Raw genomic sequence first — 12,995 nt, 5'->3', positions numbered from 1 at the left:
AATTTTTTTGAACCAATCGAAGCCTATGCCCCATCAGCGCACCGCCTTCTTCATCTCCGACGGAACCGGCATCACGGCCCAGACGCTGGGGCAAAGCCTGCTCTCGCAATTCAAGGACGTGCAGTTCCGCGAAACGCGCATTCCCTTCGTTACCGACCGCGAGCGTGCGCTCGACTGCGCTCGCCAGATCCGCGCTGCAGCAGAGCGCGACGGCGTGCGCCCGATTGTCTTCAGCACGCTGGTCAACCCCGAGACGGTTGCCGGCCTGCGCGAAGCCGATGCGCTGTTCATCGACCTCTTCGAGCAGTTCATCGGCCCGTTGGAGAGCGAACTCGACATGCGCTCCACCCACACGGTCGGACGCTTTCACGGCATTGCCGAAAACACCGCATATCAGGCCCGCATCGAAGCCATCAACTACACCATGGCGCACGACGACGGCGTGTCCTCCCACAACGGGCTCGATAGCGCTGATGTCATTCTGGTTGGCGTATCGCGCTCAGGCAAGACGCCCACGAGTCTTTATCTGGCCATCCAGTTCGGCATCAAGACCGCCAACTACCCGCTGATTCCGGAAGATTTCGAGCGCAACCGCTTGCCCGGCGCGTTGATGGAGCATCGCGGCAAGCTCTTCGGGCTTACCATCGACGCCGAACGCCTCGCTCGCGTACGCGAAGAACGCCGACCGAACAGCACCTACGCTTCGCTGGCCAACTGCCGGCACGAAATTGCTGCGGCGCAAAAACTGATGCGCCGCGAGAACATCCCCTGGATTGACTCCACCACCAAATCAATCGAGGAAATCTCCGCTACCATCATGCAAGCCATCGGACTCGAACGGCACATCTGGTAGTCTCCGGCCGCATTTCGATGCGCCCCGCTCTCCCCAACGGAAACCATCCGTCTCATGACAAGAACCCGACAGAAACGCCGTGGCGGCCTCGGCCGCGACACCGAACTCCTCATCTGGCTGGCCGCTGGCCTGGCCGAATCCGGCAGCCTTGCCGAAGATCGCTACTGGGAAAGCCAGCTCGACAGCAACGTCGACCGCGTGCTCTCCGAGCACGACGAAGAAGCGCTCAATGCCGCGCTGGACCAGTTGTACGCCAAGGATGCGCGCGGCTATGAAGAGCTCGCCGATTTCATCGAATCGCGCTCCGAAACCGCTTCCAAGCTCGACGACGCGCACGACGTGCTGCTGATCGGCGCGCCGATTCTGGCGTGGTCGCGCTTCCGCATTCCGGCCAGCACCATTCCGCCAGCCGTGCTTTCCAACCTGCGCGTGCACCTGCAGGCGCACATCCTGTCGGGCGACGCCAAGCTGGCGCTGGCCGATTACCTGTTCAGCCCCGATCAGCTGCCGCGCGGCTACTGCGCCACCAGCGAGTTCACGCAGGCCATCGGCCGTGCCGCACTGGCCGGGCAGGATCTGCGCATCGAGACTCAAGGCATGCCCGAGACGGCGCACTTCCTGTCTGACACGCGCTACTTGCTGGCCGCCATCACGGTACCCAAAGGCAAGCCCTTCTTCAGTTGGCAGGAGACCGGCGGCAGCCGCGACGACGCGCTTGACCGCTGGCGCAGCCAGGGCGGCGCCAGCCTGGCACCGCTTCTGCCCGGCTGCGCCACCGAAGTGGTGCTGCCCGAAGCCTATTTCGCCGCCAGCCGTCAGGCCGACCGCGAGAGCCGTCCCTACGCCATTCGCGCTTCGGTAGCCTTTCTGGGCGCAGAACTGGAAACGCCCGCCAGCAACCTGCGCGCAGTCATCGCACCCTTCCACGAGCGCGATCTGGAGGAGTACCGCATCGGCTTCGCCCGCCGCGACGGTGACAAGGTGGTGCATGGCGTGGTGTGGCCGCTGCTCGGTGCCGAAGACGACCAATCCGACATTCCGGCAGAGATCGAAGCCGTGCTGCGCGACTGCGGTGTGGGCGAAGTGGTGTATCTCGATCACCGCTTCCCCCTCGAATTCTGCGACGACTGCGGCGCGCCGATGTACCCGTCCGCAGAGGGCGAGGTGGTGCACGCCGAAATGCCCGAGGAGCACGGCGAACCCACGCCGCGCCACCTGCACTGAACGGAGACCGCCATGAGCCGCAAGATCGAAAAGACCGACGCCGAATGGGCCGGCCAACTGACGCCGGAGCAGTTCCGTGTCACCCGTCACAAGGGCACGGAATTCGCCTTTTCCGGCGCATACTGGGATCACTGGAAGATCGGTGAATACCGCTGCGTATGCTGCGATGCGCCCTTGTTCCACTCCGAGCACAAGTTCGACGCCGGCTGCGGCTGGCCGAGCTTCTGGATTCCATCCGCGCCGCAGAACGTCGAGGAAGAGCGCGACATCAGCCACGGCATGGTCCGCACCGAAGTGCTGTGCGAGCAGTGCGGCGCCCACCTCGGCCACGTCTTCGAAGACGGCCCGCCGCCCACCGGCCTGCGCTACTGCATCAACTCGGCCTCGATCCGCTTCCGCGCCTTCGACAGCAAGGACTGAAGCGCGCTGCCCTAGCGCCTAGCGGCCGTGCCAATAGCGTGGCGCCTTCTCGCGCCACGCTTCCAGGCTCACCCCCTGCTCATCGAAGTTTGCCGTGATGGCGCCCTGCGAATCGGTGCGCCAGTTGCGCGCACCGGCCTGCGCCCAGCGCGACCACGCATCGGGATGCGGGTGGCGATGGGCGTTGAGATTGCCCACCGGAAAGATCACGTGGCCGGCTCCCACCGCCTCCACCAGCCGCGGAGACGAAGAGCCGCGGCTGCCGTGATGCGGCGCGACGACCACGTCCGCCGTGAGGTCCAGTTGCTCATCGGCGGCCAATGCCCTCTCGGTGGGGGCGCCGATATCTCCGGGCAGCAGCACACTCCCGTAGCGAGAGCTGATTCTCAACACGCAGGAGCGCTCGTTATGGCGGGCTAGAGCAGACGCACCCTCGGCCGGATGCATGAATGCAAAGCGCACGCCATCAAGCTCCCATGTTTCGCCAGCCCGGCATGGCACCATCGGCATCGAGGTGGGCGCCAGGCGCACGGGCTCGTCATCCAGACCCGACCACAAACGTCCGACGGGCATTACATCCAGCACGCTCTGCGCACCGCCGATGTGATCGCTGTCGCCATGAGATAGCACCATCGCCTCCAGCTTGCGCACGCCTTGGCCCCGCAAATAAGGCACCAACACGCGCTGGCCGGCATCCGTCACCGGGCCGTAGGTGGGCCCGGTGTCGTACATCATGTCGTGACCAGCGGTCTGCACATGCACCGCCAGCCCCTGCCCCACGTCCAGCACCGTGACGCGAAATGCTTCCTCGCGAGGCCGCTCGGGAGCCCACATCAGCATCGGGATGATCGCCAGAACGCCGGCGGCACGCGCCGGAGTTCCACGCGGCAACAGCAGCCACGCGGCACCGACCAGCGCACACAGGATCAACGGCGTCGGCACACCCGGCCCATGCCATAAGGCCCAGGGTTGAGCGGACAATTCGCCAAGCCCGCTCATCATCAAGGCCGTAACCGCATGCGCAAGCTCGAGCAAACCGGCATAGGGCACGACGATGCCGAGCAGCACCAGCGGCGCAATCACGAAACTCACCAGCGGAATGGCAAAAGCGTTGGCCAATGGCCCTGCCAACGAGACGGTACCGAACAGCATGAACAGCACCGGCGCCAGTGCCAGCGTGATAGCAAGCTGAATGCGCACCGCCGCAAGCCAGGCCTTGTCGGCCACCAGCCGCCCCGACACCACCAGCAGAATCACCCCGACGGCCCCGAACGACAGCCAGAAGCCGGCCGACAAGACGGCCCACGGGTCCGCCAGCAACACCACGAACAAGGCCAGCGCCAGCACGTGCGTCGGGCGTGACTGCCGACCGCTGGCGATCGCCACCGCAGCCACACCCAGCATGATCAGCGCGCGCTGTGCCGGCAGACCCAACCCGGCGAGCAAGGCGTAGGCCGCCGCCGCAAGCAGGCCGCAAACGGCCGCCACGCGCCGTGCGGCGATGCGTTCGACCAGACGCGGCACACGCCGCCAGGCCCAGCCCGCAATGCCGCCAACGGCCAACGCCACCAACGAAACATGCAGGCCGGAGATCGCCACCAGATGCCCTACCGCAGTGCGCCGGAACACCTCCCACTGTTCGGCACCAATGGCACGCTGATCACCGATGGCCAGCGCAGTCAGAATGCCGGCATACGGCCGCCCCTCCAGTGCAAGCGCAAAGCGCGCGCGCACGGCGTCACGCACCCGGTGCACACCGGCCATGAATCCTGGCACGAATGCGTCGAGCCGCTGATTTTCCACGTCCTGCCGCACGTAGCCAGTGGCTCGCAGACCACGCTCGAGCAGCCAGGCTTCGTAGTCGAAACCACCGGGGTTGCTGAAGCCGTGCGGGCGCTTGAGACGCACGGTGAGCGCCCAGCGCTCGCCCGGCGCAAGCGCCTCCGGCAGGCTGCCGCGCCCCTGAAAGGCGTACCAACCGAGCTGAATACGCGACGGCACATCGGCATCGGCGGACTCAACGTTCAAGACAAAACGCCAGGCGCCGCCGTCAAGCTGCTGCGGCAAACCGTCGATGACGCCCACCACACGCAGGTCACGGGCCTCGGCCGTCATGGGCAACGCGTCCGCCAGCCGCCATTCGGCACGCCACGCCGCCCAAACGAAACCACCGGCCATTGCCGCAAGCAGACATGCCGCCGTGCGCCAGCGTCCCTTACAAAAGCGAACCCCTGACAGCACGGCAACGACTAGAATCGTCGCCATGACAACGACGAAGTGACCGGGCAACGTCGGCAGTTGCTGCAACGACAGTATCCCAAGCGAGAAAGCAAAGACGGCTGCACGCATGATGACATCATCATCTCGCAGCCATGAATATGGAACAAGGGCCGGCTCCCCCGGCCAGACCAGACCCTCACATGCGCAAACTCTTCCGCCGTATTCTCCCCAGCCAGGAGACGATCAACGGCAACCGCTGGCTCAGGCCGTTTGCCAGCTCACTGCTGCACCCCAGCCTGTGGCACCTCAACCGTCACTCGGTTGCGGGGGCCATTGGCATCGGCCTGTTCTGCGGTTTGATTCCAGGGCCGCTGCAAATGATCTCCGCAGCGGTGGCCTGCATGGTGCTGCGTGCGAACCTGCCATTGGCGATGGTCACCACGCTTTACACCAACCCGCTGACCATCGTGCCGCTGTATTTCATCGCCTATTTCATGGGCATTTTCGTCACCGGCGGACACATGGACGACTTCGTCGAGCCACCCGCGCTGGGCGACATGAGCCTTCAGGATTGGGCGAGCGAATTCCTGATATGGACCATCGGGCTGGGCAAGCCGCTGGCCATCGGGCTGGTGGTGTTGGCAAGCGTGCTTGCCGTGGGCGGCTATTTCGCCACCCGCGGCATCTATCGCTGGAAACTGGTGCGTGCCTGGAACAAGCGGCGCGAACGCCGCCAGCGCCAGCGTCAGGCCTGAAGCTGGCCGTCCACCAGACGCACGGTGCGCTCGGCGCGGCGTGCCAGAGTGTCGTCGTGGGTGACGATCACGAAGCTGGTGCCGAGGCGCTCGTTGAGCCCCAGCATCAGGTCGAACACCGACTCAGCGGTGCGCCGATCCAGATTGCCGGTGGGTTCGTCGGCCAGCACGCAGGCCGGTGAAGTCACCAGCGCGCGCGCAATCGCCGCGCGCTGACGCTCGCCGCCCGACAACTCGCCCGGCGCGTGATCCAGCCGCGCGGCCAGCCCGACTTCCTTGAGCATTGCCGCCGCCCGCTCATCGGCCTCGGCGCGCGGCATGCGGCGGATGTACAGCGGCATCGCGACGTTTTCGAGCGCCGAAAATTCCGGCAGCAAATGGTGGAACTGATACACGAAGCCCAGCACCTGATTGCGTTGATGGCCGCGTTCCGCGTCGCTCATGCTGGAGAAATCACGGCCGTTGATCAGCACCCGACCGGAGCTCGGCACATCCAGCCCGCCCAGCAGATGCAGCAAGGTGCTCTTCCCGGAGCCCGACGAGCCGACAATGGCCAACCGCTCGCCGCGCGCGATCGACAAGCTCACGTCGCGCAGCACCGCCAGCGCGCCCGGCCCCTCGCGGAAAACCTTGTTCAGCCCTTCGCAGGCCAGCACGGTGTCTTTCATTGCTTCACTCATAACGCAGCGCCTCCGCCGGATTGACGCGCGAGGCGCGCCAGCTCGGGTACAGCGTGGCGACCAGAATCAGCACGAAGGACACCGACACGATGGAAATCACATCGCTCGCCAGCACCTTCGAGGGGAGATCCTGGATGTAGTAGATTTCTTTGTTCCACAGCGTGGCGCCAGTGATGGCTTCAAGCCACGGGATCACCACGTCCAGGTTGCTCGCCAGCAGCAGGCCACCGATGACGCCGCCGATCAGACCGACGAAACCGATCACCGCCCCCTGCAACACGAAGATCTTCATGATCGAACCGGGGCTGGCGCCGAGCGTGCGCAGAATGGCAATGTCGGCGTTCTTCTCCTGCACCGCCATCACCAGCATCGACACGATGTTGAACGCCGCCACCGCCACGATGAGGAACAGGATGATGGTCATCATCGTTTTTTCGAGCTGCACGGCACGGAAGAAGTTGGCATGGCTGCGCGTCCAGTCGGTGACCATCGCCGGCACGGTGATGGCCGCCGCCAGCTCACGCACCACGCGCGGCGCAGAAAACAGGTCATCGAGCTTCAGGCGCACGCCCGTCACCGACTCACCCAGGCGGTACAACACCTGCGCGTCGCGCATGTGAATCAGCGCAAGGCCGGAGTCGTACTCGTACATGCCGGCCTCGAAGATGCCGACCACCTCGAACTGACGCACGCGCGGCATCACTGCCGCCGGCGTGACGATGCCTTGCGGCGCGATCAGCGTCACCTTGTCGCCCATGCGCACACCCAGCGCAAAGGCCATGTCGCGCCCCAGCACCACGCCGAAGCGGCCCGGTACCAGTCCATCCAGACTCCCTTCCTGCATGTACTCCGAAAAGTCCGCGACACGCTCTTCGTCCGCCGGCAGGATGCCGCGCACCAGCGTGCCACGCACCGTCTGGTTGTACGACAGCATGGCCTGCTCCTGCACATAGGGCGCACTGGCCAGCACCGAGGGATGGCGCATGGATTCGTCCGACACCTGCTGCCAGGCATCCATGCCTTCGCCATGGCTGGTGATCTGGATGTGCGAGGCCACGCCGAGGATGCGCGTGCGCAACTCTTCCTGAAAGCCGTTCATCACCGACAGAACGACAATAAGCGCCATGACACCCAAGCCGGTGCATAGCATCGACACCAATGAAATGAAGGAGATGAAGCGGTTGCGGCCTTGGGCGCGCTTGCGTGAGCGCGTGTATCGCAAACCGACGAGGACTTCGTAGCGCATCCGTGCTCGCGTTCAGACAAAGATGCCATTGTGCCGCAAGCCCGTGGCGGGCGTGTGGCTACGAGTTGCAACGGCCGTCACGGCGCAGCGGGCGCGGGGCTGCGTGCTAGACTCCGGCGGTCTCCCGCACCCCCCCACTCCAGAAGAATTCCATGCCCGTCATCCAGCCGCGTCAGGCCCATTTCCCTATTGTGCAGGCCCTTGTCGATGCCGGCGTGCACCCGCTGCTCGCGCGCATTTACGCGGCGCGCGGCGTGAAGCGGCGTGACGAGCTGGACTACAAGCTCTCGGATCTGCTGCCGCCCGGCGCCCTCACCGGCACGTACGAAGCGGCGCAGTTGCTGGCCGACGCCATCGAAGCCGGCGCACGCATGGTCATCGTTGCCGACTACGACTGCGACGGCGCCACTGCATGTGCCGTGGCCGTACGCGGGCTGCGCGCCATGGGGGCCGACGTGCATTACCTGGTGCCCAACCGTTTCGAGTATGGCTACGGCCTCACGCCGGCCATCGTCGAGCTAGCTGCGCGCATGGAGCCGGAACTGCTGATCACCGTCGACAACGGCATCGCCAGCGTCGACGGCGTAGCCGCCGCGCGTTCGCTCGGCATCGCCACGCTGATCACCGACCACCACCTGCCGGGCGACACGCTGCCCGAGGCGGACGTGATCGTGAACCCCAACCAGCCGGGCTGTGACTTCCCCAGCAAGTCACTGGCCGGTGTGGGCGTGATGTTCTATGTGCTGCTCGCGCTGCGCGCCGAGATGCGCGAGCGCGGCGCGTTTGGCGAACGGCCCGAGCCGAATCTGGGCGACCTGCTCGACCTCGTTGCGCTGGGCACCGTCGCCGACGTCGTCAAGCTCGATCGCAACAACCGCATTCTGGTGTCGCAGGGCCTTGCGCGCATGCGTGCGGGGCGCATGCAACCGGGGGTGCGGGCACTCTTCGCCGCAGCCTCGCGTGACCCGGCCAAGGCTTCGAGCTTCGACATGGGCTTCGGCCTGGGCCCGCGCCTGAACGCCGCCGGCCGCCTGTCGGACATGAGCCTGGGCATCGAATGCCTGATCACCGACGACCCGGCCCGCGCGCTCAACATCGCGCAGGAGCTTGACCGCTTGAACCGCGAGCGCCGCAGCATCGAACAAGGCATGCAGGAAGACGCGCTGCTGCGGCTGATGGATTTCGACCCCGGCAATACGCTGTCGGTCAGCCTGTTCGAAGCGGATTGGCATCAGGGTGTGATCGGCATCGTCGCCGGCCGCATCAAGGAGCGCCTCAACCGCCCCACCTTCGCCTTTGCACGCGGTAACGACGGCGAGCTCAAAGGCTCGGGCCGCTCCATCCCCGATCTGCACCTGCGCGATGCGCTCGATCTCGTCAGCAAACGCCGTCCCGAGCTGCTGCTGCGCTTCGGCGGCCACGCGGCGGCGGCCGGCGTGACCATTCGCGAAACCGACCACGCCGAATTCACCTCGGTATTCGAAGACGTGGTGCAGGAACTGCTCGGCGACACCGACATCACCCGCCGCATCGACACCGATGGCGGTCTCGAATCGGCCTGGATGAGCCTCGACGCTGCGCGCATGCTCGAGCAGGACGTATGGGGCCACGGCTTCCCGGCGCCGGTGTTCAGTGACGTGTTTCGCGTCGACAACCAGCGCCTGCTCAAAGAGAAGCACCTGAAACTGCAAGTCTCGAAGAACGGTCAGCGCTTCGATGCCATCCAGTTCAATTTTGCCGAGGCCGCGCCGGGCGAAATCCACGCCGCGTATCGGCTGGCAAGCAACGAGTACAACGGCGTCACCAGCCTGCAACTGATGCTCGAGCACTTCGAGCCGGCGTGATTCGCCCCTGCGTTTGATCTGGATCAGAGCGTCAAAAAGCCATACCACTACCATGGCCTTTCCAATCAAACCACTGGAAAGGCACCATGAAGAAGGCTCTGGTCATCGCTGCGGCACTCGCTGCAGCCACCCCCGCTCTGGCCCACGAGGCAGGCAGTTTCATCATTCGCGCAGGCGCTGCGCACGTTGCGCCGAATGACAGCAGCTCGCGCATCGCCACCGCCGCCACCGGCCCGATTGCCGGCACCAAGGCCAGCGTCAACAGCGACACGCAGCTGGGTCTGACCTTCGTCTACAAGCTCACCGACCACCTCGGCGTGGAACTGGTGGCCGCGACGCCGTTCAGCCATCGCGTCAGCGTCGGTGGCTTGGGCGCCCCGATCGACGGCAAGCTGGGCGACGTCAAACACCTGCCACCCACCCTCAGCCTGCAGTACTACCCGCTGGCCAAGGAATCGCGCTGGCAGCCGTACGTGGGCGCCGGTCTGAACTACACCACCTTCTTCGGTGAAAAGCTCACCAGCACGCAGAAGGCCAACGGCTTCTCCAGCCTGAGCCTGAGCGATTCATGGGGACTCGCACTGCAAGCCGGCATGGACTACATGATCACCGACAAGCTGATGTTCAACGCAGCGGTATGGCACATCGACATCGACACCCAGGCCACACTGCGCCACGCCACACTCGGCAAGACCAAGGTCAATGTGGATATCGACCCGTGGGTGTTCATGGTGGGTCTGGGCTACCGCTTCTGAACCACACACCCAAAAGCAAATGGCCGGGCAATGCCCGGCCATTCTTGTTTGCATCCATGCAGTGAAGATCAGCTCAGGCGGAAGCGCCCGACGGTTTCCGTCAGCATCGTGCCGAGGCGCTCCAGCTCGCGCACCGTGTCGGCGGTTTCACGCACCGAGCGGTTGTTCTCTTCCGCCATCTGGGCGATGCGTTCGACGTTGCCGGCCACGTCGTTGCTGGCCACGGTCTGCTCCTTCAGCGCGTCCGAGATGCCCGCAGCGTGCTCCACCACATCACGCGCACCGCCAGCGATACGCTGGATGACCTCGCCCGCCTCGTTGGCCAGCGACACGCCTTCATTCACCTGCGTGATGCTCGAACGCATGGCCTCCACCGCACGGTTGGTGCCAGCCTGCATCGAGCCGATCATGCCGCCGATTTCGTGCGTGGACACCGCGGTGCGCTCGGCCAGCTTGCGCACCTCGTCCGCCACAACGGCGAAGCCACGGCCCTGCTCACCCGCCCGCGCAGCCTCGATGGCGGCGTTGAGCGCCAGCAGGTTGGTCTGCTCGGCGATCTCCTTGATGACATTGACGATGGAGGAGATGCGGTCGGATTGTTCGACCAGCGCTTCGATGTCCTGCGCCGTCACGGACACGCGCTCGGAAATTTGCTGGATGCTGGTCACTGTGCGCGTCAGCACGGCACTCCCTTCACCCGCGATGCTGTCCGATTCGCGTGCGATGCGAGCGGTTTCGTTGGCACCGTCGGCCACATGGTTGATGCTGACGGTGAGCTCCTCCACCGCGGCAGCCATGCTCGACGAAGCCTCACTCTGCTGCTCGGACGACTCTTCAAGCGACTCGGTGGTGGCAGACAGCTCGGTGGCGGCGGCAGCCAGACGCTCGGAGCCGGACGCGATCTGACTGAGGATGCCGCGCAGGCTTTGCTGCATTTCGGCGTTGGCAGCAAGCAACTGCGAGACCTCGTCGCGACCATCGGCCGCCACCTGCACGGTGAGATCACCCGCTGCGGTGCGACGCGCGATATCCACGGCATTGGCCAACCGACGAGACAGATTGCCGGAAATCACCAGGGCCAGCCCGATGGCCAGCAGGGCCGCCAGAACGCCGCTGACGATGATGGCCGTCACGGCCTGGTTCTGCTGCCGATCCTGCGCGGCCATACGCTCCGCGAGCAGCACGCGCTCGTGATCGACCAGCTCTTTCGCCAGATCACGCATCCGGGCCATCCCTACGCGCCCCGTACCTCGGCGCACGAAGCCTTCCATGCTCTGCATGATGTCGAGCCCAGAGTTGATCTGCTCACGGATGGTCATCATCGGCACGACAGTGTTGTTCTGCCATTCGGCCAGCTGCTCCTCGAGCAAGCGCAAACGATCAAGCTGCTCGGGGGTGTCGGCAAGCAGGCTCTTGAGGTCGGCAACGAGCTCGGCAAACTCCCTCTGCCCATCTTGGTAAGGCCCGAGAAAAACATCGTCCCCCGAGAGCGCATACCCCCGAACACCGGCCTGCATATTGGCCAGCGCAATGCGGATCTGCTCCACCTGGACGATGATCTTGTAGGTTATTTCCGTGCGCTCACCCGCCGCCTTAGCACGATCAAAGCTGAACAACGCAATCGCTATGACGGTCGCAATCACCGCCAGAATGATGCCGAAGGCCAGCATGAGCTTGTGACGTACCGATAGATTGTTCACTTTCAGACTCCGAGGCAGATGCGAGTTTTACTACTTACCCCTCCTATCGGCGGCCCTCCGCGATTCTGAAGGGCGCCCCCTTAAAAAAAACACGCCAGTGCGATGCCCCGCCTCGGCCGGTATACTGTTGCGCTTCGAAATGAATCCGGATACCGAGCAGATCATGGAAGCCGAACGCATCAACGCCCTCTCCGAAAAACTCGCCGACCTCGCCGCACGCGGTCGCGAACTCCGGAGGTATCTTTGACTACGATGAAAACGCTACCAAGCTGCGCGAACTGAACCTCGCTCTGGAAGACCCGGCGGTGTGGAACAACGCCGAACGGGCGCAAGAGCTGGGCAAGGAAAAACGCGCGCTGGAGAACATCGTTGTCACGCTCGATGAAATCGAGCAGATGTCCACCGATCTGAAAGACCTCTTCGAACTCGCCGAAGCCGAGGACGACGAGGAAACCATGGTCGCGGTCGAGACCGACCTCGCCGAGCTCGAAGCCAAGGTGCATGCGCTGGAGTTCCGCCGCATGTTCTCGAACCCCATGGACCCGAGCTCGTGCTTCATCGAAATCCAGGCCGGTGCCGGCGGCACCGAGGCGCAAGACTGGGCGGGCATGCTCGAACGCATGTACCTGCGCTACAGCGAGCGCAAGGGTTTCGACGTCGAGATCATGGAAGAGTCTGAAGGCGAAGTCGCCGGTATCAAAGGCTGCACCATCAAGGTCAATGGCGAATACGCCTACGGCTTCCTGCGCACCGAGACCGGCATTCACCGCCTCGTGCGCAAGAGCCCGTTCGACTCCAACGCGCGCCGCCACACCAGCTTCACCTCGGTGTTCGTGTACCCGGAAGTCGATGACTCCATCGAGATCGAGATCAATCCGGCCGACCTGCGCGTAGACACCTACCGCGCATCCGGTGCCGGTGGCCAGCACATCAACAAGACCGACTCCGCCGTGCGCATCACGCACGAGCCCAGCGGCATCGTGGTGCAGTGCCAGAATGACCGCTCGCAGCACAAGAACCGTGCAGAAGCCATGTCCATGCTGAAGGCGCGCCTGTACGAGCAAGAGCTGCGCAAGCGGCAGAGCGAGCAGCAGGTGCTGGAAGACAGCAAGAGCGACATCGGCTGGGGCCACCAGATCCGCTCATACGTGCTCGACCAGTCGCGCATCAAGGACCTGCGTACCAACCATGAAGTCGGCAATACCCAGGCCGTGCTCGACGGCGATCTGGACGACTTTATCGCAGCCAGCCTCAAGCAAGGCGTCTGAGGCCGCCCCACGCGCACATTGAAAAGGGGT

The 12,995-nt window shown here is 64.5% G+C and carries 11 protein-coding genes; 7 read left to right on the top strand and 4 right to left on the bottom strand.

Features of this window, described 5'->3' with window-relative positions:
- Positions 1 to 25: 25 nt before the first annotated feature.
- From ppsR to msrB, 3 genes are read left to right on the top strand one after another with little or no spacing between them, the layout of a single operon-like run.
- Positions 26 to 853 (top strand): posphoenolpyruvate synthetase regulatory kinase/phosphorylase PpsR, encoded by an 828-nt coding sequence (ppsR, locus tag AC6H0W_RS08170; protein ID WP_497576660.1) that lies wholly within the window; start codon positions 26 to 28, stop codon positions 851 to 853.
- 54 nt (positions 854 to 907) lie between these two features.
- Entirely contained in the window at positions 908 to 2,077 is a 1,170-nt protein-coding gene (locus AC6H0W_RS08165; RefSeq protein WP_497576659.1) for a DUF2863 family protein, read from the top strand.
- Positions 2,078 to 2,089: 12 nt separating this feature from the next.
- Positions 2,090 to 2,497 (top strand): peptide-methionine (R)-S-oxide reductase MsrB, encoded by a 408-nt coding sequence (gene msrB, locus AC6H0W_RS08160; protein WP_497576658.1) that lies wholly within the window; start codon positions 2,090 to 2,092, stop codon positions 2,495 to 2,497.
- 18 nt (positions 2,498 to 2,515) lie between these two features.
- Here the strand turns inward: msrB and AC6H0W_RS08155 are convergent, their stop codons facing one another.
- Positions 2,516 to 4,846: a DNA internalization-related competence protein ComEC/Rec2 gene (locus AC6H0W_RS08155; RefSeq protein WP_497576657.1), complete on the bottom strand. Its 2,331-nt coding sequence runs from the start codon at positions 4,844 to 4,846 to the stop codon at positions 2,516 to 2,518.
- 71 nt (positions 4,847 to 4,917) lie between these two features.
- Here AC6H0W_RS08155 and AC6H0W_RS08150 point away from each other — a divergent pair, with 71 nt between their 5' ends.
- Positions 4,918 to 5,472, top strand: a complete 555-nt coding sequence (locus tag AC6H0W_RS08150; RefSeq protein WP_497576656.1) for a DUF2062 domain-containing protein — start codon at positions 4,918 to 4,920, stop codon at positions 5,470 to 5,472.
- Here the strand turns inward: AC6H0W_RS08150 and lolD are convergent.
- Positions 5,463 to 6,152, bottom strand: coding sequence for a lipoprotein-releasing ABC transporter ATP-binding protein LolD (gene lolD / locus AC6H0W_RS08145; protein WP_497576655.1), 690 nt, complete (start codon positions 6,150 to 6,152; stop codon positions 5,463 to 5,465). The genes AC6H0W_RS08150 and lolD overlap by 10 nt on opposite strands.
- The gene (locus AC6H0W_RS08140) at positions 6,145 to 7,398 is read right to left on the bottom strand and encodes a lipoprotein-releasing ABC transporter permease subunit (protein WP_497576654.1); all 1,254 of its coding nucleotides are present in this window, start codon (positions 7,396 to 7,398) and stop codon (positions 6,145 to 6,147) included. Before AC6H0W_RS08140 ends, lolD begins: the two co-directional genes overlap by 8 nt.
- Positions 7,399 to 7,550: 152 nt before the next feature.
- On the opposite strand from AC6H0W_RS08140, the gene recJ reads away from it, so the two are divergent.
- Both recJ and AC6H0W_RS08130 read left to right on the top strand, forming a co-directional pair.
- The gene (gene recJ / locus AC6H0W_RS08135; RefSeq protein WP_497576653.1) at positions 7,551 to 9,242 is read left to right on the top strand and encodes a single-stranded-DNA-specific exonuclease RecJ; all 1,692 of its coding nucleotides are present in this window, start codon (positions 7,551 to 7,553) and stop codon (positions 9,240 to 9,242) included.
- Positions 9,243 to 9,328: 86 nt separating this feature from the next.
- Positions 9,329 to 9,997, top strand: a complete 669-nt coding sequence (locus tag AC6H0W_RS08130) for an OmpW/AlkL family protein (protein WP_497576652.1) — start codon at positions 9,329 to 9,331, stop codon at positions 9,995 to 9,997.
- 68 nt (positions 9,998 to 10,065) lie between these two features.
- Here the strand turns inward: AC6H0W_RS08130 and AC6H0W_RS08125 are convergent, their stop codons facing one another.
- On the bottom strand, positions 10,066 to 11,697 hold the full coding sequence (locus tag AC6H0W_RS08125; RefSeq protein ID WP_497576651.1) for a methyl-accepting chemotaxis protein: 1,632 nt from the start codon (positions 11,695 to 11,697) through the stop codon (positions 10,066 to 10,068).
- A gap of 163 nt (positions 11,698 to 11,860) precedes the next feature.
- On the opposite strand from AC6H0W_RS08125, the gene prfB reads away from it, so the two are divergent.
- Positions 11,861 to 12,965, top strand: a protein-coding gene (prfB, locus tag AC6H0W_RS08120) for a peptide chain release factor 2 (protein WP_497576765.1) whose coding sequence is annotated in 2 segments (ribosomal slippage) — positions 11,861 to 11,941 and positions 11,943 to 12,965 — 1,104 coding nt in all. Because the reading frame shifts where the segments join, the coding sequence is not laid out codon by codon here.
- The last annotated feature ends 30 nt before the right edge of the window (positions 12,966 to 12,995 follow it).

The sequence above is a fragment of the Pseudazoarcus sp. NS20 genome, from assembly GCF_059703745.1.
Note: the sequence above shows the minus strand (reverse complement) of the source record. Positions and strands in the feature narration are given on the sequence as shown.

Bases quoted from the DNA above. Each gene is read 5' to 3' on its own strand.
- ppsR (WP_497576660.1), top strand. From the start codon at position 26: ATGCCCCATCAGCGCACCGCCTTCTTCATCTCCGACGGAACCGGCATC.
- AC6H0W_RS08165 (WP_497576659.1), top strand. From the start codon at position 908: ATGACAAGAACCCGACAGAAACGCCGTGGCGGCCTCGGCCGCGACACC.
- msrB (WP_497576658.1), top strand. From the start codon at position 2,090: ATGAGCCGCAAGATCGAAAAGACCGACGCCGAATGGGCCGGCCAACTG.
- AC6H0W_RS08155 (WP_497576657.1), bottom strand. From the start codon at position 4,846: ATGCGTGCAGCCGTCTTTGCTTTCTCGCTTGGGATACTGTCGTTGCAG.
- AC6H0W_RS08150 (WP_497576656.1), top strand. From the start codon at position 4,918: ATGCGCAAACTCTTCCGCCGTATTCTCCCCAGCCAGGAGACGATCAAC.
- lolD (WP_497576655.1), bottom strand. From the start codon at position 6,152: ATGAGTGAAGCAATGAAAGACACCGTGCTGGCCTGCGAAGGGCTGAAC.
- AC6H0W_RS08140 (WP_497576654.1), bottom strand. From the start codon at position 7,398: ATGCGCTACGAAGTCCTCGTCGGTTTGCGATACACGCGCTCACGCAAG.
- recJ (WP_497576653.1), top strand. From the start codon at position 7,551: ATGCCCGTCATCCAGCCGCGTCAGGCCCATTTCCCTATTGTGCAGGCC.
- AC6H0W_RS08130 (WP_497576652.1), top strand. From the start codon at position 9,329: ATGAAGAAGGCTCTGGTCATCGCTGCGGCACTCGCTGCAGCCACCCCC.